Raw genomic sequence first — 25562 nt, 5'->3', positions numbered from 1 at the left:
AAAACCAAAGCACCAGAAGGAGCTTGTGATGTCTCGCCATTCGAACCCACCCGTGTCTTTGCCGCAGCGGCCTACCCCGGCTCCTGCGGCACCTCCGGTCAAGCTGTCGTTCGAATACTTCCCGCCTCGCGATTTGCAGGCCTCCTTCCGGTTATGGGAGGCTGTGCAGGCGCTTTCCCCGTTTGCGCCTGCACACGTTTCTGTCACCTACGGCGCGGGCGGAACTACCCGTGACCTGACTCATGAAACGGTAGAGACATTGCAAAGCCAAGGCACAGACGTGGCTGCGCACCTTACCTGTGTGGGTGCATCACGTGACGATACCTTGGCGGTCGCGGATCGTTACATGGCCGCTGGCGTAAACAAGATCGTGGCCTTGCGGGGCGATATGCCAGACGGCGGCCCCTTCACGCCGCATCCCCATGGTTTTGGCTCTTCCATTACCCTGATCGAGGCTCTGGCCAAACGTGGCTTCGAGGTTCACGCCGGCGCGTATCCCGACTGTCATCCCGATGCTGCGAACCCATCCGCAAATATTGACTGGCTCAAGGCCAAGATCGATGCAGGTGCGTCGACGGCGATCACCCAGTTTTTCTTCAAGGCCGACACCTTTCTGCGCTTCCGCGATGCGTGCGCAGCGGCAGGGATCACCGCACCAATCGTCCCCGGGATCCTGCCGGTGCATAGCTGGAAACAGGTCGAACGCTTTGCCGTGCGTTGCGGCACACCCGTTCCCGATGACATCGCAGCCGGGTTTGAAACCGCCGCCCGCGATGACCGCCATGACCTTTTCGCGCTCGCCCACGCGACGGAACTGTGCAGCGACCTGCGTGACGAAGGGGTCGACCATCTGCATTTCTACACGCTCAATCGCCCGGACCTGACCCGCGACGTTCTGCGTGCCTTGGGCTGTCCGGCGCAAAAAATCGCAAGCGATACGTTCCGCAACGTCGCGTGACGCGAGACTTGAGAGGCGGTACACCCCGCAATTAGCGTGGCCCTGTACAACCAAGGCCACGACCATGTTTATTGCTCAATCGCCAGATGACCTTCCAACGCGCGACGTCCTGCTCTCAATGTCGGGTCTCGCCTTCATGGAAGGCGTGCGCGACGGCACGATCAGCCACCCTCCGATATCGGGTGTGCTTGATTACCACGTCGATCTTGTAGAACCGGGCCGCGTTGTCTTTCGCGGCACGCCCGCCTTCGCACATACCAATCCGATGGGCACCGTTCATGGCGGTTGGTACGGGACGCTTCTGGATAGTTGTATGGCCTGCGCGGTGATGACCACGGTGCCAAAGGGGTCGATCTACACAACGCTGGAATACAAGATCAACATCACACGCAACTTGCCCGTCGGCATGGAAATCCTGGCCGATGGTCGTGTCGATCATGCAGGTCGCTCGACCGGCGTGGCCACGGGTGAAATCCGCGGAGCCCAAGATGGCAAGCTTTATGCCACCGGCTCGACCACCTGCCTGATCATGCAAATCGACTGATATCGGAAAAAGTTTTCGCGCCGGTGAAACTCTTTCCGCGGTCCTCTCGTGGCTTTGGTCAGAGCGCGCAGACATCTGTGTGCAAACCGATCAAATCGAAAGGACACATCATGAAAACCCAGCTTCTTGCGACGTCGCTTCTGGCTTTGACCGCCACCTCCGCATTTGCGGCAGGACATGCCAAAGTGTCGGGCTACGCGTTGGCCAATGACGGTGCAACGCTTGTTGTCATGGCAGATATCAGCATGCCGGGCGACGTGATGACCTTTGACCTCGACGCGCCATTGAAAGCCATCGCATGGCGTCCTGTCACGGGCGAATTGCTGGGCTTTTCGGACGGGATGATCGCAACGATCGACCCGATGTCCGGCACCATGACTGATCTGAACGCAGACTTTATGGACGGCACCATGATCGGTGACGACAAGATGGTCGCCTTTGATTTCAATAACGCCATCGACGCTGTGCGCGCCGTGACGTCCGGCGGCGACAACCTTGTCTATTTCCCGGAAGGCTTCGGCGACAATGATGACCGCGCAGGCTCCGTGCGCCGCTTTACCGATCTGGCCTATGCCGACGGCGACAGCATGGCAGGCACGACGCCGATGATCTTTGCCAACGCCTATACGAACGCGATCAACGGCATGACCGCAGAGAGCACGTTCCAATACGCGCTCGATGCACAGACCGACACGCTGGTCAGCTTGGCCAACAACGCAGGGACACTGGAAACCATTGGCAAAATCACTGTCGACGGTGCGCCGGTCGACCTTGCTCCGATGGGCGGCTTTGACATCGTCTCAGCAGCCGAAGGCGAAGACATGGCCATGGCGATCCTGCAACTGGAAGGCGCCGAGACGGCTGGGCTTTATTCCATCGATCTGTCGACCGGTGCAGCAATGCTTGAAGCTGATCTGGGCATGGGCGGCTTTACCGGATTTGCCGCGTCGCTTGGCTCGTAAGTCACAAGGGTAGGTAGCGAGTGGTGTAGTTTAGGGCAGGTTCCGGACGGCGTGTTGTTGCTGTTTGGGCCTGCCTGTGTCACGAATTTGAGAAGGTGTAGTTCAAGACTGAAGTAATCCAGATACATGACAACCCGGGCAGACATAGAAGAGCTAATATCTAAGGTGTCACTCGGAGATCGGGTGGCCTTTTCGGCGCTTTATGATGCCACCAGCGGCAAGTTGTTCGCAGTGTGCCTTCGGGTTCTGAAGAACCGGTCCGAAGCCGAAGACGCCCTTCAGGATGTCTACATCCGCATCTGGAACAAGGCAGACCGCTATGCCGTCACCGGACACAGCCCGATGACGTGGCTGATCACCGTAGCGCGGAACCTGTCGATTGATCGCCTGCGCGCCCGCCGCACAGATGATGTCGATCTCGACGCAACCGCAGACCTGATCGAAAAATCACCCGGCCCAGAGGCCGTCAGCATCGCAACCTCCGAACAACGGCGTATCAGCGTCTGTTTTGATGAATTGCCTGCCGACCGCGCCGAGGCTGTCCGCGCCGCCTATCTTGACGGCGCAACTTATCAAACTCTGGCGGATCGTTTCGACGTGCCGCTGAATACCATGCGAACGTGGCTGCGTCGCAGCCTGCTATCTTTGAAGGAGTGCCTCTCGCGATGAGCGACGCGCAAGACATACGAGACGACGACGCCCTCGCGGCTGAATACGTCCTGCGCCTGCTCACCCCAGCGGAAGAGCGGGAATTCGAGGCGCGCCTTGACGAAGACGCGGCCCTGCGTGCGCAGGTTCAATTCTGGGAGGCAGAATTCGCCACGCTCGCCGATGACCTGCCAGAGGCGTTCCCTCAGGCCCATGTCAAATCCAACATTCAGGACCGTCTGGGGCATACAGCGCCGGCGTCGCGACTGCGCGGCTTCTGGGGCTGGATCGCCCTACCACTTTTGGCCACTGCGGCCTTTGTGGTGTTCTTTATGATTGTACCAATTCTACGCGGGCCTGAGTTCAACCCGACACTTCATGCAACGCTCATGTCGGCGGACGGTGCGGTGCATATCGAAGCGGGCTATGCTCCGGACGGCAACCTGTTCAAAGTGATCCCTGAACAGGGCAGCCCAGCAGCAGGCCGCGACTTTGAGCTTTGGGTCATCGGCGCGGATGCCCCTGCCCCGGTATCGCTCGGTGTCATCTCGACGACCGAAGAAAGCCTGTTTGAAATCACGCCTGAAATTGCAGCTTTGATCGACGGTGGCATCCTTGCGGTGTCCGACGAACCCGCTGGTGGATCACCCACAGGCGCACCGACCGGCAGCATTCTTGCGACCGATGAATTCTTTGATGCAAAATTATTTCGCGCCAGCTGAAACTTTTTGAAACGCGCATTCGTGGCTCCTGATGTCACCGCCTCAACGGGGCGGAAAACCAAAAGGAGAGACACATGAACTTTGCAGCAAAAATTGCCGCCGCATCCCTTGCAGCCAGCATCGCAACAGTCGCATTCGCCGAAAACCCAATGGTCGGCGGCGCAGCCATGTTCGAAACGAAGAACATCGTAGAAAACGCGGTGAATTCGGCAGATCACACAACCTTGGTTGCTGCTGTTCAAGCTGCCGGTCTGGTGGAAACGCTGCAAAGCCCAGGTCCCTTCACAGTGTTTGCACCGGTCAACGCGGCCTTCGCAGAATTGCCAGAAGGCACAGTCGATACGCTGCTGAAGCCAGAAAACAAGGACATGCTGGTCAAGGTCCTGACCGCTCACGTCGTGGCCGGTGACTGGTCCGCCGCCGAAATCGCCCGTCAGGCTCAGGCCTCGTCAGATGGCTTCTACCACTTCAATGCAGTCTCAGGCGACGCCCTGTCGGCCAAGGTCGTGGGCAACAGTGTCTGGATCTATGACGAAAGCGGCAACGCAGGACGTGTGACCATCGCCGATGTCGATCAATCGAACGGCGTGATCCACGTTGTTGATGCGGTTCTTGTCCCCAAGTAACCGCACACCTTGGCAGGTCCGATGCCGCAAGCGCGGACCTGCCCTTTTATTCTCAGGCGATCATCATGCTTACACCCCCATCCGGTCAGTCCCAGTCCCGTACTGACCCGAGTTTGATCGATCGTCTGGAATTGACAGCAGGGCGTGTGCTGTTCGCCCTGCTGTTTTTCGCCGGCGCCATTCAAAAGGGCCTGAACCCCGACCCGGCTCAGGCCCTTTTGTCTGGCTTTGGATTACCGATCGGGCTGATCTGGCCCGCTTTGATCTTTAACGCCGTCGCTGCGGTGTTCCTGATCGTCAATCTTCACATCCGCCCAACTGCCCGTGCCCTTGCAGCCTATTGCCTGATCACCAGTGCGTTTCACTATGTGCCAGACGACCCTTGGCAGATGTCGATCATGATCAAGAACTGGGCCATCGCGGGCGGGTGTTTTGCCCTGTCTCAGGCAGCAGGACGCAGCAACCGCTGACCCACAGAGCTATTCATTCGGATCGAAAGAATGGTGAATGTGCGCCGCCTGCCAAACGTCTACCTTGCGCACCAAGACAAACGTGCTTCGCACCCCCGGACGCGGCGCTGAAGCGTAGCGCAGCATCGCCGTCACGATAAGACCATCACCCGTTCGACGCGCGCGCGCATCTTCAATAATCAACGGTTCGACACCGCCTGACTCTGTCGTCTTGCCCTTGGCAAAAAATGCCCCGACCGCATCAAGGTGATCACTCAGATCAATTGCATCGCAATCCGGATGATTGTCCCAGAACCCGACAAAGGCATCTGCCGCGTACAATTCCTGCAAGCCAGCCAGATCTTTGCGGTAAAAACAGTCATTGTAGCGCTGGATAAACTCTAACCCGATCCGAAGCGCCTCTGATACCACAGGCATGGCGCGTTTATCCAATAACCAACGGTTCGCGCTCACCCACCCGGATCACGGATGGATCATAGGGCTGCCGCGCGAACACCTCACGCACACGATCCGCAAAATGCGCGATCGGCTGCGTATCGTAGTCTGGATCAAACGACGCCTGATCCCAGCGTTCGCAAAACACCGCGCAATCGTCAAAATAGGGGTGCCCCGCCCACTGGTCGCGTTTGTGCCGATCCCCGCCGACATGGTGCCCGTAATACAACATTTGAAAATCGCCATGCTTTTCGACGACCCATGTGCATTGCTCCCGCACAAATGGTTTCAGAATCGTGGCCGCGTATTCATCGTGATTGTACGGCGCAAAAATGTCGCCGATGTCGTGCAACAGCGCCGATACGATCCAGTCTGTATCCGCGCCATCCCGCTCGGCCCGCGTGGCCGATTGCAGCGAATGGCCAAGCCGCGTGATTTGATATCCTGACAGGCTTTCATCCAGCGACACAAGTGCCGTCAGCAACCGATCCGCTGTCCCGCTGGCATACTCGACCTCCAACGGATGCAGCAGATCATAGTCTTCCTTGTCGCCGTCCTTCATGGCGGTGAATTTGACCTGTTGCATGCGGCATGCGTCCCTGTGTGTCGACATTTTGCAAGAGTTTAAACCGCGCGCTGCAAACAAGGGAATAGGCCCGTCCCTGTAATCAGTTGGCGCGTAATCCTCTTTGGATGCCCGGTCCTCGGCTGCGCGCAGGACATGTGCTCGCCGATCACGTCGCGTAGGACAGTCAACTGCCCCCCTAGACACCGCCACTTTCGCCGCTAGTGTCCGAGCAAAGTCGACAAGACCACCTAGCCCAATGCGAGGTATCCATGGACAAGTTCGGAAAAGCCCAGCCCGTCAAACGGGTTGAAGATGTACGTTTCCTCACCGGCCAGGGTCGGTATAGCGACGACATCGCCCCTGAAAACGCGCTGTACGGGTATTTCCTGCGCTCGCAGGTGGCGCATGCGGATATCACTACGCTCGATACGTCAGATGCTGCTGAAATGGATGGCGTTGTCGCCATCTTTACAGCCGACGACCTGAACAAAGCGGGCGTGACCGGCGATTGCAGCGGAGCTGCGGTCACCAATCGGGACGGGACCAAGGGAGCCAAACCCCGCCGCCCGACGCTCGCCGAGGGCCGCGTGCGCTTTGTCGGTGAAACCATCGCCTTGATCGTCGCGACAAACCTGAACGCCGCCCGCGATGCCGCCGAGATGATCGAGGTCGATTTTGACGAGCGTCCTGTTCACCTTGGTCAAAAGCCCGGTGGCACGGCGATCCACGACGAAGCCCCGAACAATCAGGCCTTTGATTGGGGCCTTGGCGATGAAGCTGCCACGAATGCCGCCTTTGACGCAGCTGCACATACTGTCAGCCTTGAGGTCGAGGACAACCGCGTCATCGCAACCTCGATGGAGGCGCGTGCCGTCTGGGCCGAACCTGTTGAGGGCCGTCTGCATGTGAACATCTCGGGTCAAGGCGTCTGGAACCCAAAATCCGCGATCGCCAAGTACCTGAACATGTCCAAGGACGACGTCCGCGTCACCAACCCAGACGTTGGCGGCGGTTTCGGCATGAAGGCGATGACCTACCCAGAGGACCTCGCCATCGCCTTTGCCGCACGCACGCTGGGCCAACCCGTGCGCTGGTTCGCGGAACGCGGCGAATCCATGATGTCTGACAATGCGGGCCGCGATCTGGTCTCACTCGCCGAATTCGCATTCGACGCCGACCACAAGATCACCGCCTACCGCCTGAAAACCCACTGCAATCTCGGCGCTTACAATTCAGGCTTCGCACAGTTCATCCAGACCGAACTGTTCTCCAAGGTTCTGACCGGAACCTATGATGTGCCTGCCGGCTACATGAATGTTGTTGGGACCTACACCAATACCACGCCCGTGGACGCCTACCGTGGTGCAGGACGCCCCGAGGCGATTTATGTGCTCGAACGTCTGATCGACCACGCGGCCCGCGAACTGGGCGTCGATCCTTGGGACCTGCGCCGCAAGAATTTCATCCGACCAGACGCGTTCCCCTACACCACCGTCACCGAACAGCCCTATGATGTGGGCGAATTCGCCAAGGTGCTGGCACGGGTCGAGGCCGAGTGTGACAAGGCCGGTTTCCCGGCTCGCAAAGCCGAAGCTGCGAAACGTGGCAAGCTGCTGGGTCAGGGTCTGTGCTACTATATCGAAAGCATCCTGGGCGCGCCGGATGAAACCACCCGTGTCGTCTTTGAAAATGGCGGCGCAAAGCTTTTTGTCGGAACGCAATCAAACGGTCAGGGACACGAGACGGTCTTTGCCTCGTTCTTGTCAGACCATACGGGAATCCCGATGGAGCGGATCGAGTTGGTCCAAGGCGACAGCGACGCCATCCCATCTGGCGGCGGCACTGGCGGGTCACGCTCTGTCACCGTCCAAAACACCGCGACGCTCGCGAATGTCGATAAAATGATCGAAGGCTTCACCGCCTTCCTTGCCGAGCTCGAAGGTGCGTCTGCCACCGATATCAGCTTTGACGACGAACGCTTCCGCATCCCAGGCTCGAACCTGACGCCAACGATGCTCGAAGTCGCTGATCTGGCGCGGGAACACGGCCGCGATGACCTGCTCGACGTCTCGGCCACGATCAAGCTGGACAATCGGTCCTTCCCCAACGGAGCCCATGTGGCCGAGGTCGAAATCGACCCGGAAACCGGTGTGACAGAGGTTGTCCGCTATACCGTAACCGACGATTTCGGCAATCTGATCAACCCCATGCTGGTCGAAGGTCAGATCCACGGCGGTGTCGCGCAGGGCATCGGTCAGGCGATCACCGAACACGTTGTGTTTGACGAAGACGGTCAACTGCTCACAGCATCGTTCATGGACTATGGCCTGCCGCGCGCGGACAATATGCCCATGATCGACTTCACGACCGAAGGCACCCCGAGCCTCTATAACCCGATGGGCATGAAAGGCTGCGGCGAGGCAGGCACCGTGGGTGCGCTAGCGGCAGTTTCCAACGCGACCCTGGATGCCCTGTCCGAGGTTGGTGTGACCAGAGTCGACATGCCCTTCACACCGCTACGCGTGTGGGAAATGATCCAGAACGCCAAAGCGGATGCGGCTGCCTGACCGCATCTTTTCATGGCTCGGTCGAGCCTTCCGGCGCGAGGAAATCCCCGCGCCGCCCCCAAAACGAGGTCCCCGTGATCTCGTCGTGATCCTTGACGGTACGCTTTCGACACTGGACGAGGGCTGCGAGACCAATGCTGGTCTCGCCTGCAAGCTTTTGCGCGGCCAACGTGGCAAGTCTCTGGCACTTTATTACGAGGCTGGCCTGCAATGGGACGGCTGGAGAGATACTCTGGCGGTCATGACCGGCAACGGCATCGGCAGCCAGATCCAACGCGCGTATGGGTGGCTCGCATCCAACTACCGACCCGGAGACCGGATCTGGCTCATAGGTTATTCGCGTGGAGCCTATGCCGTCCGTTCGCTCTCAGGCATCATCGGGCGCGTCGGCTTGTTGAAACGGGACCGCGCGACACAGCGCAACGAAAACAAGGTCTATCAACTCTACTGCAACCCGAACCGGCAACAAGAGATCGCCGCGTTTCGCGACAATCGCTGCCACGAAAACGTTCAGATCGAGGCCATCGCCGTCTGGGACACGGTCAAGGCGCTTGGTCTGCGACTGCCGGTCTTTTGGATCATCGCTAACCGGCTGCATGGCTTTCACGATCACGATCTTGGCCACCATGTGCGCGCGGGCTTTCACGCGCTTGCCTACAATGAAACGCGACGGGCCTATGCACCCGTGCTTTGGGACACCCAGCCCGGGTGGAACGGACGCCTTGAACAGGTCTGGTTCCGTGGCACCCATGCCGATATCGGCGGTCAGTTAAACGGTCGCGACTACGCCCGACCGCTGTCGAATATCCCGTTCATCTGGATTTTCGATCGCTTGTCAGAACACGGGCTTCCTTTGCCAGACGACTGGAAAAGCGGTTTTCCGACCGACCCAAACGCACCATCCATCGGCGGTTGGACCGGCTGGGCACGCTTTTTCTTCGCCCGCTGGCCCCGCAAGGTCGGACAGGACAGGTCCGAGCGCCTGCACGAGACGTTGGAGCCGCATGTGAAGGTCAGCGTGAAAGAGCGCCTCACAGCCTAGGGCCAATAATCCTCGCCCCGGGCTTGACCCGGGGCCTCGATATTCAGCGCGATACCCCCACAACGAGGTCGCGGATCAAGCCCGGGACGCGAAACGACCCATTTAAACCTGAGCCCCGGACCCTGATGCGGGGTCTCATGAACAACACGCCAAACGGCCCCCTTCAAACCCCCACCTCAACCCGCTAAGACGCCACACAAACCGATGTACGAGGCGACCCCGATGCCAATGGAAAAGACCTTCAACGCAAGCGAAGCTGAAACCCGCCTTTTCGAGGCATGGCAGGCAGCAGGCTGCTTCAAGGCCGGCGCCAACGCCAAGCCGGAAGCCTCTACGTATTGCATCATGATCCCACCGCCGAACGTCACCGGCGTTCTGCACGTGGGCCACGCCTTCAACAACACGTTGCAGGACATCCTGATCCGCTGGCATCGGATGCGCGGCTTCGACACCCTATGGCAGCCGGGCACGGACCACGCAGGCATCGCGACCCAAATGGTTGTCGAGCGCGAATTGGCCAAAAACCAAGAGCCGTCCCGCACCGAGTTGGGACGTGAAAAATTCCTTGAGAAAGTCTGGGAATGGAAGGCGCAATCCGGCGGCACCATCATCAACCAGCTCAAACGTCTCGGCGCATCCTGTGACTTTGATCGCACAGCGTTCACCATGTCCGGCGCGCCGGGTGCGCCCGCGGATGAAGCTGGCGGCAATTTCCACGACGCGGTGATCAAAGTCTTTGTCGAGATGTATAGCAAGGGCCTGATCTACCGCGGCAAACGCCTCGTGAACTGGGACCCACATTTTGAAACTGCGATCTCCGACCTCGAAGTGGAGAATACCGAAGTCGCAGGCCACATGTGGCACTTCAAATATCCGCTCGCAGGCGGCGCGACCTACACCTATGTCGAGAAAGACGAAGACGGAAATGTGATCCTCGAAGAGGAACGCGACTACATCTCGATCGCCACGACGCGGCCTGAAACCATGCTGGGCGACGGCGCGGTTGCCGTGCACCCATCCGACGAACGTTATTCACCCATCGTGGGCCAGCTGTGCGAAATCCCTGTCGGGCCCAAGGAACATCGCCGCCTGATCCCGATCATCACCGACGAGTATCCCGATCCGGATTTTGGCTCGGGCGCGGTCAAGATCACCGGTGCGCACGATTTCAACGACTACGGTGTCGCCACCCGCAACGACATCCCGCTTTACCGTCTGATGGACACCAAGGCAGCGATGCGCGCCGATGGATTGTCCTATGAGGACAGCGCGACCAAGGCTGGCGAACTGGCCCGCGCCAAAGCCGCTGGTGCGGTCGACATGCCGTCCGAGGCGGAGATCGACCAGATCAACCTGGTCCCCGACGAATATCGCGGCCTCGACCGCATGGAGGCGCGCGAGAAAATCGTTGCCGCCATCACGGCAGAGGGTCTCGCAGTCATGACGACCGAAGACGACGCCCGCCTTGGCGGCAAACGCCCGAAAACTGCAGAGGGCGAAACCGCAGCCGCAGTTCCGCTGGTGGAAGCCAAACTGATCATGCAGCCCTTCGGCGACCGCTCGAAAGTCGTCATCGAACCCATGCTGACCGACCAATGGTTCGTGGACACCGCCAAGATCGTCGAACCCGCGCTGGATGCTGTTCGCACCGGCCGCACCACGATCATCCCCGAGAGCGACCGCAAGGTGTATTTCCACTGGCTGGAAAACATCGAGCCATGGTGCGTCTCACGCCAATTGTGGTGGGGGCATCAGATCCCGGTTTGGTATGGTCTTGACCTGACCGGCAAAACCTTCCGCGATGACGAAGGCGACGGCGCGCTGGATCTGGTCGAAATGATGCGCCTCTTGGCGGCCCAGGCCATCCCACCCGGCGACGAAGCTTTCCATTGCGCAGCCAGCTTCGATGACGCAGCACCCAAATTCAATGATGTGCTGGCGGACTTGCCAACACCGCTGAACCACGCGCGCGTGATCGAAGTCGATAGCCGCGACGACGCGCTTGCGGCACTGGCACAGTCACTGGCGGAGTATGAGGTGTCACAAGACCCAACTGGCTTGGTTTATCCAGTCTGGCGCGACCCCGACGTCCTCGACACCTGGTTCTCCTCCGGCCTCTGGCCCATCGGTACCCTCGGCTGGCCCGAGGACACGCCAGAGCTTGCCAAATACTTCCCGACCAACGACCTGATCACTGGTCAGGACATCCTCTTTTTCTGGGTCGCCCGGATGATGATGATGCAACTTGCCGTCGTGGACGAGGTCCCCTTCACCAACGTCTACCTGCACGGCCTCGTGCGGGATGCGAAGGGCAAGAAAATGTCCAAATCCACCGGCAATGTCATCGACCCGCTTGAGATCATCGACGAATACGGCGCGGACGCGCTGCGGTTCTCCTCTGCCGCGATGGCCGCTCTTGGCGGCGTGCTGAAACTCGACGTCCAGCGTATCGCTGGCTACCGGAACTTTGGCACCAAAATCTGGAACGCGCATCGCTTTGCCGAAATGAACGGTGTCTTTGACATCGACACGCCCGCCTTGCCAACAGCCACCGCCACAGCGAACCGCTGGATCATCGGCGAAACGGCTCGCGTCCTGCAAACGGTAGATGAGGCGCTTAAAGCCTATCGCTTCAATGACGCCGCACAGGCGCTCTATGCATTTGTCTGGGGCAAGGTCTGCGACTGGTATGTCGAGTTCGCCAAACCCCTCTTTGCCGACGACGCGACCAAGCAGGAAACCCAAGAGACAATGGCTTGGGTCCTCGACCAATGCCTGATCCTGCTGCACCCAATGATGCCCTTCATCACCGAAGAGCTTTGGGGCAATCGCAGCCGCTCGAACATGTTGGCCGTTACCGATTGGCCATCCTATACAACTGCGCTGATTGATCCCGCCGCAGATACCGAGATGAACTGGACGATCACGCTGATCGAAAACATTCGCTCGGCCCGCGCCCAGATGAACGTGCCCGCCAGCGCGCAAATCCCGCTGGTTCAGACCCAGGCCGATCCGGTTGCCGAAAACGCGCTCAAGACCAACTGGTCGCTGATTTCACGGATGGCGCGGATAGAGGCTCTGAGTGTGGCCGATGACATGCCAAAAGGTGCCGTCACCGTGGCCGCACCCGGTGCCACCTTCGGGTTGCCGCTGGCCGATATCATCGACGTCGCAGCCGAACATGCGCGCCTCACCAAGTCGCTGGCAAAGCTCGACAAGGAAATCAAAGGTCTGGAAAGTCGGGTCAATAACCCGAAATTCGCCGCATCCGCCCCTCCAGAAGTGGTGGAAGAAGCGCGCGGTAACCTCGCAGACCGCAATGAGGAACGTTCCAAACTTCAGGACGCGCTCGATCGCCTCGCCGAAGTGAACTGAAAAATCAAAGCTTCGCCAACCTGTTAGGCGCCGCTCCTCACCTTCTATGTTTTGCAAATACTCCGGGGTCCAAGGGGCAGAGCCCCTTGCGCCGCCGCTGGCGGCGCTCCCTCTGGTCACAGGTCCGCAGGACCGAAGAGGGAGGCGGGCGGCACCTTCACAGGCTCCGCACGCAAAATTTTCTTGGCGTTCAGTTTTGGCTCGCTACCATCACAGTATGAGCACTCGGCCCCAAGCACCTTCTGCCCCGAATTACACCAACGCGTTTCTGTGGTGCGCTGGTGTGCAGACTTTCATGGCATTCTGGGTGATCCTCGCCTCATGGGGCATCAGCTGGGTGCTTTTGATTGCGCTTGCCATGGACTACGCCATCAAGGCGCTACGCCGCACCTGAGCTAGCCACCACCTTTGCAGCAGCGGCCACACCGCCCGGCGCATGCGGGATATCAAGCGCTAGCAGACCGGCCTCAAGCGTTGCGAGGGTGCCCAGCACCATATGCGCATTCACATGCCCCATATGTCCCACACGGAAAAATCCATGCCATGCCGGGTCTCCGGGCGGAGCCATGCCAAGACCGATACCCAGCGTCACGCCCGCTTGCTGTGACATCCAATCGCGCAGCGCAGTACCGCTGGGCGAACCGATCCGTACGGATGTCACCGCATGTGACCGCAAAGCCGCCTCTTGAATATTCAACTCGATCGGACCGGTTTGGGCCCATGTTTCAAAGGCCGCCCACACAGCCTGCGCCAGCACCTTGTGTCGGGTCAGAACGTTGTCCAATCCCTCTTCCGCGATCATGTCCAACGCCTCACGCAACCCATAAAGATGGTGCGTAGGCGCCGTGCCATCGAAAAACATGTAGTATTCTTCGGGGTTTACCCGCGGCCGCCAATCCCAATAGTGGCTGACATTCCGGGCGGTTTCACGTGCGGCGTCGGCTTTGTCGTTAAAGAACACAAATGACATTCCGGGCGGCGTCATCAGCCCTTTTTGGCAGCCGGTGACCATGACATCCACGCCCCACGCATCCATTTCGAACGCGTCGCATCCCAGACAGGCAATACAGTCGACCATAAGCAAGGCGGGATGCCGTGCTGCATCCAGCGCGCCCCGCAATGCCGAAATATCGTTGCGCACGGATGTCGATGTGTCCACCTGAACGGCAAGAACGGCCTTGTAGGCCTGCGCGCTATCCGCCCGCAGCGCGTCTTCGACGCGGTTCAAGTCAATCGTATCGCGCTTTCCAAAATCAATGATATCGCACTCGACGCCCATCATGCGGGCCATCTCGGCCCAGCCGATGGCAAATCGCCCGGTCGCAAGCACCAGAACCTTGTCGCCCCGCGACAAGGTATTCGACACGGCCGCCTCCCACGCGCCATGCCCGTTGGCGATATACATCGCCACGTCATGTCGTGTGCCGGCGATGGCCTTGAGATCCGGCACGATTGAATGGGTCAAATCGATCAGGTCTCCGGTGTAGATATTCGGCGCGGCTCTGTGCATCGCCTGCAAGACACGATCCGGCATCACAGACGGACCCGGAATAGCCAGATAGTGGCGTCCATTCGACAAACTGAGCTGAGATTTGCCGGGCTTTTGCTGCGTCATGGTCCCTCGCGACGTTAAATGCTCACTGCGAGGTATTTCGACTGCGGCGCGGCGTCAAATCTTGTATCGCGCGGCCTGCATGCATAGACACAGTCCAGTCTTGAACCTGCTTGAAAGTCTTGAATGCTGTCTCGCCTCTGGAATGCCCTTCGGACATGGGACCGCAATGCCCGCCGCTCTTTCGACGGAGACCTGAGCAAGCCCGGCGCACGTTGGCGCGCCTATCTGTTCTTCCATGTGTTCGATCACGCATTTCTGCGCTGGCTCTGGACGAATTTTGACCGGGTTGGCGACGGAGTCTACCGGGCCAATCAGCCAGGGCCGCGCCGTGTGCGCGCATGGGCGAACCAAGGTATCAAATCGATCCTTAGCTTGCGTGGACCTTCGCCGCAGGCCTTTTATGCGCTTGAAAAAGAGGCCGCCGACGAACTTGGCATGACCTTTGAGACCGTGCGCCTGAACGCGCGCGAAGCCAGTCACAAGAACCAGTTCCTGCAGCTTTTTGAGCATTTCCGCACTTTGCCAAAACCGTGGGTCATGCATTGCAAATCCGGCGCAGACCGCGCCGGTTTGGCGTCAGCGATTTATGTCATGTGGGCAGGTGGCACCATCGAAGAGGCACGCGCCCACCTGTCGTGGCGCTACATGCACCTGAACAACAAGAACACTGGGATCTGTGACTATATCCTCGAAGCCTACGATGCCGACCGACAGGAAACCGGGATCGGGATCGAGGAATGGTTTCAAACCCAGTACAATCGAAAAGCGCTTCAGAAATCCTACGACGCCAAGGTCGGGCGCGTCTAGCGACGCCTGTAAGCTTGCGCCAATCGCTTCGGGTCAGCGCCCATGAAATAACGCGTCAGCGTCCAAATGTTCCGCGCGCCACGACGTACCCACCCTGATTGGGCATACCGTTCAGCGCTGGTGGCAGCCTCTGCATCCAATTCTGCGACCCTTGGCAAACGACGGGCCAAGGCGACGTCCTCCATAAGTGGAATGTCATCATAGCCACCCGCCGCGTCATAATCCGGCCGTGCGATCAAAAGCCCCTGATCGCCATACGGCAGCTTGAACACCCGACTGCGCAGATTGGCCCACGCGGCCACAAAGGCCGGCCAAAAGCCCTTGGCCCGAAAGCGTAGCCGAAAATAGCCAGCAGACCGGGATGCAAGGGGCGTGTCGATAGCGCCCCGCGCTGCCTCTGCCCATCCCGGCGACAGATGCGTGTCCGCATGAAGAAACAAGAGCCACTCCCCCTGCGCAGCCTCGGCACCACGTCGCAATTGTCCGCCGCGTCCCGCTGGTCCGGCAATCCACAGCGCCCCTGCACTCTCTGCAATGGTCGCGGTCGTGTCTGTTGATCCACCATCGGTGATGATCACCTCACGGATCAATCCATCAGCCAGCCCTTCCATCAGGCACGCCAGCGTCGCTGGCAGCTCTGATTCAGAGTTCAGCGTTGGGATCACGATGGAAAGCGGTGCGCGCATCTTTTTCCTCCTGCTTGGCCGCTATATGTCAGGAACGTACAGAACGGGAGAACCGAAATGCCACGCCGTCTGATCCGAGTCTCGGGAGCCGACCATGTCAGCTTTCTTCAAGGACTGATCACAAACGATATGGCCAAGTTGGCCGATGGGTTGGTTTATGCGGCTATCCTGACGCCGCAGGGCAAATACCTTGCAGATTTCTTTGTGGTGCCAGATGGCGATGGCGTCTTGATAGATGTGGATGCCGGCTTGGCCGATGGCCTCGCGCAGCGATTGATGATGTACAAACTGCGCGCTGACGTAGCCCTCGACTGGGACGAACGAAAGGTTGCGCAGGGCGTCGGCGAGGCCCCTGCAGGCGCGTTTGCCGACCCCCGGCACCCATCCTTGGGGTGGCGGGCCTATGGCGATGAGGACCTCGCGCTAGAGGATTGGGACGCGCGCCGCGTAGCGGCCATCGTCCCGGAATTTGGCGCGGAACTTGGACCGGACAGCTACATCCTTGAGATGGGGTTTGAGCGGTTGAATGGCGTCGACTTCAAAAAGGGCTGCTATGTCGGTCAGGAGGTGACGGCGCGCATGAAACACAAGACCGAACTGCGTAAGGGCCTCGCCAAGGTGTCCATTGAGGGCCATGCGGAGGCCGGGACGCCAATCACGGTCGGAGACAAAGAGGCCGGCACCCTGCACAGCGTGGTTGGCAACGAAGGGCTTGCTTACGTGCGATTTGACCGCATGACAGAGGCCGCTCAGGCGGATGGAACGCCGGTCACGGTGCTAGAGCGGTGATGATTGTTTGAAAGGGCGGTGTCCCGGATCACGTCCGGGAAACCGCATTGCTCGGATCAGGCGCGTTCCGAGTATTCCATTGTTTCGGTGTTCACGACGATCATCTCATCCTGACCAACGAAGGGCGGCACCATGACCTTTACGCCGTTATCAAGGATGGCTGGCTTAAAGCTGTTGGCGGCGGTCTGACCTTTGACCACTGGCTCTGTCTCGACGATTTTGCAGGTCACCTTTTGCGGGACCGTCGCATTCAGCGCCTCGGCTTCGTAGTATTCGATCTGAACCGTCATTCCGTCCTGCAAGAACGGGCGGCGGTCGCCCAGGATGTCTGCCGAAAGTTCGATCTGTTCGAACGTCTCCATGTCCATAAAGACCAACATGCCATCAGTTTCATACAAAAACTGCTGATCTTTTTGTTCCAAACGCACGCGTTCGACCTTATCCGCAGACCGGAAGCGTTCGTTCAGTTTGGAACCATTGCGCAGGTTGCGAAGTTCCACCTGGGCGAAGGCTCCGCCCTTGCCGGGCTTCACGTGATCGACCTTCACCGCCGACCATAGGCCGCCGTTATGTTCGAGGACATTCCCGATCTTGATCTCGTTACCGTTGATTTTTGGCATGTGGCAAAACTTTGGCAAAAGGTTGAAGAAGATTTGGCCGTTCCTATATCTGGCCATGGTATGCGTGACAAGGCAGCGTATCTTGATCTGAGGGTGGCAGAGCTATGCATGCGACACATGGCAGCCATTCCAAAATCGGACACCCGAATCGGAAAAACTCCGCCATAAGGGCGGGACGCCGAAAGATGCAAGAGCAAGAATAAAGGAAACCCGATGAAAGACTTCGTCGACGGAACTGCATTCAACAACGAACAAGGCAACCGAGCCCGCAAACTGTTTGCGGCTGTTGTGCTGGCTGCCTTGGATGACGCTATTGCCGATGACAAGAAATATGGCAATGGCCCTGAGCAAATCGCACGCTGGGCGCGCTCGCGCGACGGCCGTGAGGTGCTCTCCTGCGCCGGGATCGACCCCAACGAGCGTGTGGTCGAAGGTTTGATGGATTTTGTGGGCAAAGGTGTGCGCACCTCGGTGGCGCTGAGCCGCGAAGAGAGTGAACGCCGTCAACAGGCCGAAGCGGCCTGATCTGACCCAGTTTTTGTTTGGCGCGTCCCTTTGGGGCGCGTCTTTTTGTTTGTCTGGTCAGAAAAACAGACCCCACACGAAAAACGGTGCGACCTGCAAAGTCGCCAGCGTCCCGAACCCGACGCGCCATGTCCAATGACTGTGCCGGATCAGCAGAATGACCGCCAGCACCACGACAAAGAGCATTTCAATCGCACCGATCACGGCTCCGCCTCTGGACGTTTCCCAGTAAGAAACCGGTGAATGAAATTTCCAATCGGTGAGCGGCCAAAAATGCATCCGCGCATCATCTGCATGCAGTGGAAAATCAAACGCAATGTGCAACAGCGCTGATCCGCACAGGGCAATGGCCCAAGCGGTGCGAGTCCAGATCGCTACGGCCAAAGCCAAGCCCCAAAGGACGAATGAATTGTCGATGGCAAAGACCTGTTGCCATGCATCGCTGAAATAAAGCTCTCCAAAAACCACCTGTGGCGATAGGCCCAGCACAAAAAACGCGTAGGCCCCCATCAAGTAGAGCGACAAATCAGGCAATAATGCCCCAACGACCGCCGCCGCCGTCACACGCGGTTGCGCGACCTTTCCAAAAGCAGCTGCGCCAAGCAACAAATGTGCCGGAGTGTTCATTGTGGCGGTTCCCTTGCCGGTTTAGATGACCCTAACGGGAGGATGCTTTGATGGCCAAGGCACTTATGATTCAGGGGGCTGGATCAAATGTTGGGAAATCCATGATCGTGGCGGGTCTGTGCAGATACCTGTCCAATCAAGGGTTCACGGTCGCCCCGTTCAAACCACAGAACATGTCGAACAATGCCGCCGTCACCGAGGACGGAGGTGAGATCGGCCGCGCACAGGCGCTTCAGGCCCGCGCAGCGCGGCGGGCCACCACCACGGATATGAACCCGGTATTGCTCAAACCAGAGAGCGAAATCGGGGCGCAGGTCATCGTACAGGGCCAACGGCTGACAACGGCCAAGGCACGAGACTATGCCCGGTTGAAACCGCAACTTCTGTCGAAGGTTCTGGAAAGCTTTCATCGGCTGGCAAGCCAGGTGGACTGGGTCATCGTCGAAGGCGCGGGAAGCCCGGCGGAGGTGAACCTGCGGGCGGGCGACATCGCGAATATGGGTTTTGCCGAGGCGGCAGATGTGCCCGTGTGCCTTTTCGGGGATATCGACCGCGGCGGCGTGATCGCCCAACTGGTTGGGACGCACGTCATTTTGCCACCTGAGGACGCGTCACGGATCACAAGCTTTGGCATCAACAAATTTCGCGGCGATACCAGCTTGTTTGACGATGGGATGATCGAAATTGCCAAGCGGACCAATTGGGCACCGGTGGGCATCCTGCCGTGGTTCCAAGAGGCGTGGCGTCTTCCGGCTGAAGACGTGCTGGACATTTCCGGCGGCGGCGACGGAGCGTTCAAGATAGCCGTTCCCAAGCTTTCACGGATTGCGAATTTTGATGATTTGGATCCACTGTCATCCGAGCCCGGCGTCACGGTAGACATCATCTCACCCGGACGCCCCCTGCCCGGCGACGCCGATCTTGTTCTGATCCCCGGGTCAAAATCGACCATTTCGGATCTTGCAGATTTCCGGACACAAGGATGGGATATCGATCTTCTGGCGCATGTCCGACGCGGCGGCCACGTGCTTGGCATCTGCGGCGGCTATCAGATGCTGGGCAAAAAAATCATTGATGCCGATGGTATCGAAGGACCACCCGGAGAGGTTGCTGGTCTAGAGCTTCTTGACGTGGTGACGCACATGATCCCGCACAAACGGCTCGCCCTGTCCAATGCGATCCATCTCGCCTCAGGCACACGTGTCCATGGCTATGAAATTCATATCGGACGCTCCGACGGCCCCGATTGTGCGCGCGCATGGCTCAGCGTTGATGGCCGCCCGGAGGGCGCAGCCGATGCAACTGGCCGTATCCGCGGATGCTATCTGCATGGTTTATTCGCGGGCGATGCATTCCGCGCCGCATTCCTGCAAGAGCTTGGAAGTGCGTCACAGTTGGAGAATTTTGAAGACAGCGTGGATCGTGCGCTGGACACATTGGCACGCCACATGGAGACCCATCTGGACCTGCCAAAGCTGCTCGAAACCGCTGGCAATGTGATCGCTAGATAAAGTCCTGACCAGCCAAGGCGCGATTGATCTCACGGCGGACAAGCTTGCGGACATTGCGCGTAATGCGTTCGCCAAGCTCACCCTGAAGTTCTTGGCGCACGATATCGGCAACCAGATCGCGCAGCATAGCCTCGTCGATCACCTGTTCGGCAAATGGATCGTTGACGCTGTCTTCCAGGTATTCGTCATCAAACGGGTCATGCGCTACGCCGCCGTGATCGTCCGACGTATCTTCGACAAACGCGACATATTCAGTGCTTTCAACCGGATCGGGCTCGCGCCGTTGCCGCAAGAACGGTGTCACAATCGGATCTGATCGCGGGATATCAGACGGCTCAGCCGCGCCAGATGCGTCACCTACAGAGGATACCTCCACGCTCACCTGTTGCTCTGGCTCGTCGTCTTCCAGTGCATCTTCCGGCGCTAAGCCGCCATCGGTGGCCGCATCGGCAAAGAACTCTTCCGCAGAAAGATCCTCGGAACCGTCGGTGCTCGTTTCTGTATCGAGTGCATACGTCTCAGAATCCGCTTCAACCTCGGCGGTCTGCGCGTCGGAAGCGTCCTCTTCCTCGACGATTGTTTCGTCAGCAGGCTCGTCGATGCGTGGATTGTCATCGGCGTCGGCCCAAACCTCCTCCGCGTCTTCAACGGCTTCGGCGTCGGACGTTTCTGGCTCTCCGGCGTCTTCACCCGCTTGCTCGGCATCGGCTTCCACGTCGTCAGCGGCCTGAAACTCCGCATCAGACGGCGTGCCATCTACCGCGCGGCCAATTGGAGCGTCCCAATCAAGATCATCTTCGTATGAGGTCTCATCATGCTCCGAATGTTCTTCGGTCGTGGTGGCCGCGTCCTCAAGACCGACTGCCGCTTCGAGCTCTGCGATTGCACGCTCTAACTCCAGCCGGGTCGAAGACTTAACGATGCTGCGGGCGGTCTCTGACACCTGCGCAGCTGGTGCAGGCGCTTCCACCACGCGGTGCTCCTGCGTCAAAACCAACGCCTCTGGCGGGCGCACAGGTGCCGCAGATGGCGCATGATCTGGGTTTGCCGCACGCGTGTCCTCGGACACGAGCCTACGAATTGAGGACAGGACGTCCTCGATTTCAACGTTTGTTACCGGATCGGACATGCCGTACCACTCATTGCCTCACCACAGCTTTAGCGAAATCGGCGATTCCGCACAACAGATAGCGAGGATTGTCAGTTCTTGCCGATGGATTGCAACACGCGTTCCAATGCCTTGCCCTGCTCGCTGATCGCGTTGGGAGCATCCTTGACGCTGTTGTAATAGGCGACCGGATCGTATTGCTGCACACCGAGCTTCAGATAGGTCGCCGTCAGCAGGCCAGCCGCCTCTAGCACACTGTAGGCGGCTTTGAATTCGTCAGTCACCGACTGGACCAAGTTGGTCTGCGCATCCAACAAATCCTGTTCTGCATCCAGCACATCAAGCGTGGTCCGCGCGCCCAGCGTCGCCTCTTCGCGAACGCCCCGGAACGCAACCCGCGCTGCGCGGATCTGGCGCTCGGACGCTTCGCGGCTGGCACGGGCAACGGCCAGGTTTGCGTAGGCGAATTCGATGTTCTGATCGATAAGATGGCGCGTCACGTGAATGCGGGCCAAGGCCGAGTCACGGCGTGCCTCAACCTGTCTGATTTGCGAGCGAATTTGCCCACCACTGCTGATCGGGCCGCTGAGGCGCAAACCTATGCTATTGCTCTCTTCGTCGGGTTCAAACGTGCGTCCGCCGGAAAGCGTCAGGCTTGGGTTCAATGACGCCTGAGCACGCAAAACGGCCAGCTCGGCTGCGGCAGCCGCATGGCGAACAGCCAGTAGATCAGGGTGCGAGCGATGCGCAATCGCGCGGGCCTTGGCAACGGAAGCTGGCAAAGCCGGCAGGCTGCGTGGCTGGACCAGGCTGCCGGGCGCGCGCCCGATCACATTGCGATAGGTGGCAACGCTGCGCGCCAATGTACCTTCCGCTCCGGCCAGACCGCTGCGCGCCTGCGCCAACCTGCTTTCTGCAAGCGCCACGTCGGTGCGAGTGACCTCACCAACGTCAAATCTGTCGCGGGCCGCGCGCAGTTCTTCGGTGATCACTCGGACGTTGTTCTTGCGCAATTGCACAAACTCGGCGGCCGAGCGGACATCCATGTAGGCATCGACCGCATCACCCAGCAAGGTTTGCTCAACGGCGATCAGATCCTGGCGAGTCGCAAGCACCGTTTCCTTAAGCTCTTCTATCCGCAACTCACGTTGACCGCCGTTAAATAGCAGCCACTCCATCCCGATCTCAAATGAGCGTGTTGTGCTGGCAGCGCCGCGGTCAGGGATCGTGTGCCGCAGTTGCGCAGTATAGGTCCAAACCGGACGCAGTGTTGCCACCGCCTGTGCCACGTCCTCGTCAGCGGCGCGCAACAGGGCGCGGTTTTGATCCAGCAAACCGGAGTGATTGTAGGCGCCGACAAGGGCGTCGGCCAGCGACTCTGCCGTGGCGGCGACCGGTGCAAGGGCGGTTGTCACCCCAAATGCAAATGCCAACCAAATTCGTTTTCCAGCGCCGCGCGACATGATCATCCCCAATTCATCCCGGCCCCGTCATTCAGGGGCTCTTTGTTGGCCTGTGACCGTGCCGAAGACCGGCCATCACAGACTAAAGGCAACTTCCTGTTCGAAGCCCGGCAGGACGGGCGCCATCGCATTGAAAGCGTCCCGCCACGAGACCTCTCCGTCAATCTTGTATCCAACGCGCGCCACGCCAAGGGAACCTTCGGCAAAAATCGCTGCAATACGCCCACCTTCAGCCAGTTGGTCGCAAAGTGTTGCAGGAATGCTTTGCACAGCGCCTTCAATGACGATGACATCAAACGGCGCGTGTTCTAGCGCGCCATCGGTCAGGGCGGCGTTCACGATCACGGCGTTATCGATGGTTTCCTCGGCCAGCAGGGTTTCCGCCTCCTTGGCACGCCCCTCGTCGTCTTCGACACCGATGACGGCCTGTCCCAAACGACCAAGCACAGCAGTCGAATAGCCAAGACCACAGCCAATATCGAGCACCAGTTCGTTGGCCTGGATATCGATCGCGTCCAGCAGCTTTGAAAATGTGCGCGCATCAAGGACGACTCGGTCACGCTCAAGCTCGATATGCTCGCCCATATAGGCCGCATCGCGCAGCGCGTCGGGAACGAACGCCTCACGTCTGACGGTCAGCAACGCGTCAATGATAGGCAGCTTGGTGACATCCGAAGGCCGCACCTGGGTATCAACCATGGTTGTGCGGCGGGCGACATAATCGATCATGGGGCAAGGACTCGCAGTGCAGACTTTGGCAAAAGCATTGGCACAAGATCGCCCTTCCTTCAATGGACCTCACCCTGTTTTCACCGCGTGCTTTCGTCCCGCGCCGAACAAGTCCCCCACAACGCGCCATCCCCCTTGACGCCCCGCCCGCCCCGGCCTAACCACGCAACACCACACTGGGACGGCGAGTTGGCGGAGTGGTGACGCAGCGGATTGCAAATCCGTGTACACCGGTTCGATTCCGGTACTCGCCTCCAACAATCCAGCAAGAGTGCTATTCGGATTTTTCGAAGCGGATCATCAGGTCCATAATCGCAGGGTTGCGCATTCCACGATGTTCAGCGGGCCAGCGCAGCATTTTGCAAGCGTAAACAGTCGTGCGGTCTTTGCCCTTTCGCGGCGTTCGGGTGAGGTCTGCGTCCCTAAGACACGTCCAATCCAGAGAAAGCCCAACCGGCGTCAGACCAAACCCAAAATCGAACGAGCCTCTTGGGGGGATGCGACGGGGCGGTTGTGTTGGGCGCAGATGTCAACGGTGCGTTGGACAAGGGCTGCGTTCGAGGGGGCAAGTGTAGTCTTATCCAAGCGCACATTGTCTTCGAGCCCGGTGCGGGCGTGACCGCCTGCGGCGACGGACCATTCGTTGAGGACAATTTGATTGGGACCGATGCCTGCGGCGCACCATGGCGCATCGTCACCGAACAGGCGTTTGACGGTTTGGACATAGAAATCAAAGACATGCTTGTCCGCTGGCATTGCATTCTTCACGCCCATCACGAACTGAACATACGGCAGATCCTTGATCTGACCGCGCTCATGCATCGCTGCTGCTTGCAGGATATGCGACAGGTCAAAGGCCTCGATCTCGGGCTTGACACCATGGCTCACCATTTCCGCCGCGAGCCACTCCACCAGATCAGGTGGGTTTTCATAAACCCGGGTTGGGAAATTGTTCGAACCAACGGAAAGGGACGCCATATCGGGCCGGAGCGGCAGCATGCCGCCGCGCGTCTTGCCTGCACCTGAGCGACCGCCAGTCGAGAACTGAATGATCATGCCCGGACAGTGGGCTTCGATCCCCTCTTTCAACGTCGCAAATCTGTCCGGATCGCTGGACGGGGTTTCATCATCGTTGCGGACATGGGCATGCACAATCGTGGCACCGGCCTCAAAGGCGGCGTGGGTGCTCTCGATCTGTTCGCTGACTGTGATCGGGACGGCCGGATTATCTGACTTGCGGGGCAGACTGCCGGTGATCGCCACACAGATGATGCACGGATTGCTCATGACGCGGGCGCCAGAACGAAATCATGGATTACCTCGTAATACGGCCCCTCAAATCCCTCTTCGGCGATTTTGGCGGGATCTTCGATCAGGTCGAACTTCGCCAAGAGGCTCTCTTTCACGCCGAAAACCGCATCAGAGTGAATGTAGGGGTCGTCGGGATCAAAGATATGCGTGATCAACGTTTCATACCCGTCGGCTTCAAGGATGTAATGCAGATGAGCGGGCCGATATGGGTGCCGCCCGAGTTTGTCGAGCAACTGTCCAACCGGTCCGTCCGCCGGGATCGGATAGAATTTCGGCTTTACGCCCTTGAAGTGATAGCTGCCATCCGCGCCAGTGCGAAAGACGCCGCGCAAATTGAAATCTGGCTGCAATCCCTTTTGCTGAACGTCGTAGAAACCTTCATCATTTGCCTGCCAGACATCAATCTTGGCCGCGTCGATGGGATTGCCGTCGGTCCCTAAGATCCGCCCTTTAACCAGCATCGGTTCGCCCTTTTGGTCAAGGCAAATATCCGCCCCCATCGGAAGCTCGGGCGCATCAGGCACGTGAAACGGGCCAAGGACGGTGGATTCAGACGCCCCTGACGGTTTGCGATTGTTGATCGCATCGACAAGCATCGACACACCCAGACTGTCGCTCAGCAGGATGAATTCCTGACGCCAGTCATCGCACATGTGGCCGACCTTGGTCAGAAACTGGATCGCCTCGAACCATTCTTCCTGCGTCGGCTCGATCTCTTTGACCGCTGCGTGCAGGTGTTTGGTAATCGCCGCCATCACCTCGGCAAGGCGGGCGTCCTTGGCCTCTGCGTTGCGGCTGATGACGACATCTGCCGAGTTTTCCTCGGTGAAATAGCCTTGCTCGTTGCTGGTCAT

The 25562-nt window shown here is 59.0% G+C and carries 26 protein-coding genes and 1 tRNA gene; 16 read left to right on the top strand and 11 right to left on the bottom strand.

Annotated elements, in window-relative coordinates; translation table 11 throughout:
* The first annotated feature begins 28 nt into the window (after positions 1-28).
* From FE702_RS00720 to FE702_RS00690, 7 genes are all read left to right on the top strand, one after another.
* Positions 29-958 carry a methylenetetrahydrofolate reductase gene (locus FE702_RS00720; protein WP_147124302.1) on the top strand — a complete coding sequence of 310 codons (930 nt, stop codon included), beginning with the start codon at positions 29-31 and terminating at the stop codon, positions 956-958.
* 64 nt (positions 959-1022) lie between these two features.
* Positions 1023-1502, top strand: a complete 480-nt coding sequence (locus FE702_RS00715) for a PaaI family thioesterase (RefSeq protein ID WP_147124301.1) — start codon at positions 1023-1025, stop codon at positions 1500-1502.
* Between the two features lie 110 nt (positions 1503-1612).
* A complete protein-coding gene (locus FE702_RS00710) occupies positions 1613-2464 on the top strand; it encodes a DUF4394 domain-containing protein (RefSeq protein ID WP_147124300.1) in 852 nt (283 codons plus the stop codon).
* Between the two features lie 126 nt (positions 2465-2590).
* On the top strand, positions 2591-3133 hold the full coding sequence (locus FE702_RS00705) for a sigma-70 family RNA polymerase sigma factor (protein ID WP_147124299.1): 543 nt from the start codon (positions 2591-2593) through the stop codon (positions 3131-3133).
* Entirely contained in the window at positions 3130-3834 is a 705-nt protein-coding gene (locus tag FE702_RS00700) for an anti-sigma factor (protein WP_147124298.1), read from the top strand. The genes FE702_RS00705 and FE702_RS00700 overlap by 4 nt, the downstream gene beginning before the upstream one ends.
* A 74-nt stretch (positions 3835-3908) precedes the next feature.
* On the top strand, positions 3909-4460 hold the full coding sequence (locus FE702_RS00695) for a fasciclin domain-containing protein (RefSeq protein WP_147124297.1): 552 nt from the start codon (positions 3909-3911) through the stop codon (positions 4458-4460).
* A 65-nt stretch (positions 4461-4525) separates the two neighbouring features.
* On the top strand, positions 4526-4930 hold the full coding sequence (locus tag FE702_RS00690; RefSeq protein ID WP_255449536.1) for a DoxX family protein: 405 nt from the start codon (positions 4526-4528) through the stop codon (positions 4928-4930).
* A gap of 9 nt (positions 4931-4939) precedes the next feature.
* Here the strand turns inward: FE702_RS00690 and FE702_RS00685 are convergent, their stop codons facing one another.
* Both FE702_RS00685 and FE702_RS00680 read right to left on the bottom strand, forming a co-directional pair.
* A complete protein-coding gene (locus tag FE702_RS00685; protein WP_147124296.1) occupies positions 4940-5347 on the bottom strand; it encodes a nuclear transport factor 2 family protein in 408 nt (135 codons plus the stop codon).
* A gap of 7 nt (positions 5348-5354) precedes the next feature.
* Positions 5355-5951, bottom strand: a complete 597-nt coding sequence (locus FE702_RS00680; RefSeq protein ID WP_147124295.1) for an HD domain-containing protein — start codon at positions 5949-5951, stop codon at positions 5355-5357.
* A 251-nt stretch (positions 5952-6202) separates the two neighbouring features.
* On the opposite strand from FE702_RS00680, the gene FE702_RS00675 reads away from it, so the two are divergent.
* The 4 genes from FE702_RS00675 (at position 6203) to FE702_RS18490 (ending at position 13311) form a co-directional block, all read left to right on the top strand.
* On the top strand, positions 6203-8500 hold the full coding sequence (locus FE702_RS00675; protein WP_147124294.1) for a xanthine dehydrogenase family protein molybdopterin-binding subunit: 2298 nt from the start codon (positions 6203-6205) through the stop codon (positions 8498-8500).
* Positions 8487-9542, top strand: a complete 1056-nt coding sequence (locus FE702_RS00670; protein ID WP_147124293.1) for a T6SS phospholipase effector Tle1-like catalytic domain-containing protein — start codon at positions 8487-8489, stop codon at positions 9540-9542. Before FE702_RS00675 ends, FE702_RS00670 begins: the two co-directional genes overlap by 14 nt.
* A 222-nt stretch (positions 9543-9764) precedes the next feature.
* The gene (locus tag FE702_RS00665) at positions 9765-12917 is read left to right on the top strand and encodes a valine--tRNA ligase (RefSeq protein WP_147124292.1); all 3153 of its coding nucleotides are present in this window, start codon (positions 9765-9767) and stop codon (positions 12915-12917) included.
* Positions 12918-13134: 217 nt separating this feature from the next.
* On the top strand, positions 13135-13311 hold the full coding sequence (locus FE702_RS18490; protein ID WP_186826944.1) for a hypothetical protein: 177 nt from the start codon (positions 13135-13137) through the stop codon (positions 13309-13311).
* Here the strand turns inward: FE702_RS18490 and FE702_RS00660 are convergent.
* Positions 13297-14532: a pyridoxal-phosphate-dependent aminotransferase family protein gene (locus tag FE702_RS00660; protein WP_147124291.1), complete on the bottom strand. Its 1236-nt coding sequence runs from the start codon at positions 14530-14532 to the stop codon at positions 13297-13299. The genes FE702_RS18490 and FE702_RS00660 overlap by 15 nt on opposite strands.
* A 123-nt stretch (positions 14533-14655) precedes the next feature.
* On the opposite strand from FE702_RS00660, the gene FE702_RS00655 reads away from it, so the two are divergent.
* Complete coding sequence (locus FE702_RS00655; protein WP_147124290.1) at positions 14656-15339, top strand: tyrosine-protein phosphatase; 684 nt, start codon at positions 14656-14658, stop codon at positions 15337-15339.
* Here the strand turns inward: FE702_RS00655 and FE702_RS00650 are convergent.
* A complete protein-coding gene (locus tag FE702_RS00650; RefSeq protein ID WP_147124289.1) occupies positions 15336-16025 on the bottom strand; it encodes a TIGR04283 family arsenosugar biosynthesis glycosyltransferase in 690 nt (229 codons plus the stop codon). The two genes, FE702_RS00655 and FE702_RS00650, sit on opposite strands and share 4 nt — an antisense overlap.
* 57 nt (positions 16026-16082) lie before the next feature.
* On the opposite strand from FE702_RS00650, the gene ygfZ reads away from it, so the two are divergent.
* Complete coding sequence (gene ygfZ / locus FE702_RS00645) at positions 16083-16814, top strand: CAF17-like 4Fe-4S cluster assembly/insertion protein YgfZ (RefSeq protein ID WP_147124288.1); 732 nt, start codon at positions 16083-16085, stop codon at positions 16812-16814.
* 56 nt (positions 16815-16870) lie between these two features.
* On the opposite strand, the gene efp is transcribed toward ygfZ, so the two are convergent.
* The gene (efp, locus tag FE702_RS00640; protein ID WP_147124287.1) at positions 16871-17434 is read right to left on the bottom strand and encodes an elongation factor P; all 564 of its coding nucleotides are present in this window, start codon (positions 17432-17434) and stop codon (positions 16871-16873) included.
* A gap of 213 nt (positions 17435-17647) precedes the next feature.
* On the opposite strand from efp, the gene FE702_RS00635 reads away from it, so the two are divergent.
* Positions 17648-17959, top strand: a complete 312-nt coding sequence (locus FE702_RS00635; protein ID WP_147124286.1) for a DUF6280 family protein — start codon at positions 17648-17650, stop codon at positions 17957-17959.
* Positions 17960-18016: 57 nt separating this feature from the next.
* Here FE702_RS00635 and FE702_RS00630 read toward each other — a convergent pair whose 3' ends face one another.
* Positions 18017-18586, bottom strand: coding sequence for a cobalamin biosynthesis protein CobQ (locus FE702_RS00630; protein ID WP_147124285.1), 570 nt, complete (start codon positions 18584-18586; stop codon positions 18017-18019).
* 50 nt (positions 18587-18636) lie between these two features.
* On the opposite strand from FE702_RS00630, the gene FE702_RS00625 reads away from it, so the two are divergent.
* Positions 18637-20097: a cobyric acid synthase gene (locus tag FE702_RS00625; protein WP_147124284.1), complete on the top strand. Its 1461-nt coding sequence runs from the start codon at positions 18637-18639 to the stop codon at positions 20095-20097.
* On the opposite strand, the gene FE702_RS00620 is transcribed toward FE702_RS00625, so the two are convergent.
* The 3 genes from FE702_RS00620 to FE702_RS00610 all read right to left on the bottom strand — a co-directional run bounded on the left by FE702_RS00620 (position 20090) and on the right by FE702_RS00610 (position 23397).
* Positions 20090-21226, bottom strand: coding sequence for a hypothetical protein (locus FE702_RS00620; RefSeq protein WP_147124283.1), 1137 nt, complete (start codon positions 21224-21226; stop codon positions 20090-20092). The genes FE702_RS00625 and FE702_RS00620 overlap by 8 nt on opposite strands.
* A 71-nt stretch (positions 21227-21297) precedes the next feature.
* On the bottom strand, positions 21298-22620 hold the full coding sequence (locus tag FE702_RS00615) for a TolC family outer membrane protein (protein WP_255449535.1): 1323 nt from the start codon (positions 22618-22620) through the stop codon (positions 21298-21300).
* A gap of 123 nt (positions 22621-22743) precedes the next feature.
* Positions 22744-23397: a protein-L-isoaspartate O-methyltransferase family protein gene (locus FE702_RS00610; protein ID WP_147124281.1), complete on the bottom strand. Its 654-nt coding sequence runs from the start codon at positions 23395-23397 to the stop codon at positions 22744-22746.
* Between the two features lie 183 nt (positions 23398-23580).
* Between FE702_RS00610 and FE702_RS00605 the strand changes: the two genes are divergently transcribed.
* A tRNA-Cys gene (locus tag FE702_RS00605) sits at positions 23581-23654 on the top strand.
* 202 nt (positions 23655-23856) lie between these two features.
* On the opposite strand, the gene FE702_RS00600 is transcribed toward FE702_RS00605, so the two are convergent.
* Together FE702_RS00600 and FE702_RS00595 are read right to left on the bottom strand one after the other, a co-directional pair.
* Positions 23857-24684, bottom strand: coding sequence for a 3-oxoadipate:acetyl-CoA acetyltransferase (locus FE702_RS00600; RefSeq protein ID WP_147124280.1), 828 nt, complete (start codon positions 24682-24684; stop codon positions 23857-23859).
* Positions 24681-25562, bottom strand: coding sequence for an intradiol ring-cleavage dioxygenase (locus FE702_RS00595; protein ID WP_147124279.1), 882 nt, complete (start codon positions 25560-25562; stop codon positions 24681-24683). Before FE702_RS00595 ends, FE702_RS00600 begins: the two co-directional genes overlap by 4 nt.

This window comes from Shimia ponticola (assembly GCF_007995215.1).
Taxonomy (GTDB): domain Bacteria; phylum Pseudomonadota; class Alphaproteobacteria; order Rhodobacterales; family Rhodobacteraceae; genus Shimia_B; species Shimia_B ponticola.
This window is presented reverse-complemented; position numbering and strand designations above follow the sequence as displayed.

Bases quoted from the DNA above. Each gene is read 5' to 3' on its own strand.
- FE702_RS00720 (WP_147124302.1), top strand. From the start codon at position 29: ATGTCTCGCCATTCGAACCCACCCGTGTCTTTGCCGCAGCGGCCTACC.
- FE702_RS00715 (WP_147124301.1), top strand. From the start codon at position 1,023: ATGTTTATTGCTCAATCGCCAGATGACCTTCCAACGCGCGACGTCCTG.
- FE702_RS00710 (WP_147124300.1), top strand. From the start codon at position 1,613: ATGAAAACCCAGCTTCTTGCGACGTCGCTTCTGGCTTTGACCGCCACC.
- FE702_RS00705 (WP_147124299.1), top strand. From the start codon at position 2,591: ATGACAACCCGGGCAGACATAGAAGAGCTAATATCTAAGGTGTCACTC.
- FE702_RS00700 (WP_147124298.1), top strand. From the start codon at position 3,130: ATGAGCGACGCGCAAGACATACGAGACGACGACGCCCTCGCGGCTGAA.
- FE702_RS00695 (WP_147124297.1), top strand. From the start codon at position 3,909: ATGAACTTTGCAGCAAAAATTGCCGCCGCATCCCTTGCAGCCAGCATC.
- FE702_RS00690 (WP_255449536.1), top strand. From the start codon at position 4,526: ATGCTTACACCCCCATCCGGTCAGTCCCAGTCCCGTACTGACCCGAGT.
- FE702_RS00685 (WP_147124296.1), bottom strand. From the start codon at position 5,347: ATGCCTGTGGTATCAGAGGCGCTTCGGATCGGGTTAGAGTTTATCCAG.
- FE702_RS00680 (WP_147124295.1), bottom strand. From the start codon at position 5,951: ATGCAACAGGTCAAATTCACCGCCATGAAGGACGGCGACAAGGAAGAC.
- FE702_RS00675 (WP_147124294.1), top strand. From the start codon at position 6,203: ATGGACAAGTTCGGAAAAGCCCAGCCCGTCAAACGGGTTGAAGATGTA.
- FE702_RS00670 (WP_147124293.1), top strand. From the start codon at position 8,487: ATGCGGCTGCCTGACCGCATCTTTTCATGGCTCGGTCGAGCCTTCCGG.
- FE702_RS00665 (WP_147124292.1), top strand. From the start codon at position 9,765: ATGCCAATGGAAAAGACCTTCAACGCAAGCGAAGCTGAAACCCGCCTT.
- FE702_RS18490 (WP_186826944.1), top strand. From the start codon at position 13,135: ATGAGCACTCGGCCCCAAGCACCTTCTGCCCCGAATTACACCAACGCG.
- FE702_RS00660 (WP_147124291.1), bottom strand. From the start codon at position 14,532: ATGACGCAGCAAAAGCCCGGCAAATCTCAGCTCAGTTTGTCGAATGGA.
- FE702_RS00655 (WP_147124290.1), top strand. From the start codon at position 14,656: ATGCTGTCTCGCCTCTGGAATGCCCTTCGGACATGGGACCGCAATGCC.
- FE702_RS00650 (WP_147124289.1), bottom strand. From the start codon at position 16,025: ATGCGCGCACCGCTTTCCATCGTGATCCCAACGCTGAACTCTGAATCA.
- ygfZ (WP_147124288.1), top strand. From the start codon at position 16,083: ATGCCACGCCGTCTGATCCGAGTCTCGGGAGCCGACCATGTCAGCTTT.
- efp (WP_147124287.1), bottom strand. From the start codon at position 17,434: ATGCCAAAAATCAACGGTAACGAGATCAAGATCGGGAATGTCCTCGAA.
- FE702_RS00635 (WP_147124286.1), top strand. From the start codon at position 17,648: ATGAAAGACTTCGTCGACGGAACTGCATTCAACAACGAACAAGGCAAC.
- FE702_RS00630 (WP_147124285.1), bottom strand. From the start codon at position 18,586: ATGAACACTCCGGCACATTTGTTGCTTGGCGCAGCTGCTTTTGGAAAG.
- FE702_RS00625 (WP_147124284.1), top strand. From the start codon at position 18,637: ATGGCCAAGGCACTTATGATTCAGGGGGCTGGATCAAATGTTGGGAAA.
- FE702_RS00620 (WP_147124283.1), bottom strand. From the start codon at position 21,226: ATGTCCGATCCGGTAACAAACGTTGAAATCGAGGACGTCCTGTCCTCA.
- FE702_RS00610 (WP_147124281.1), bottom strand. From the start codon at position 23,397: ATGATCGATTATGTCGCCCGCCGCACAACCATGGTTGATACCCAGGTG.
- FE702_RS00600 (WP_147124280.1), bottom strand. From the start codon at position 24,684: ATGAGCAATCCGTGCATCATCTGTGTGGCGATCACCGGCAGTCTGCCC.
- FE702_RS00595 (WP_147124279.1), bottom strand. From the start codon at position 25,562: ATGACCAGCAACGAGCAAGGCTATTTCACCGAGGAAAACTCGGCAGAT.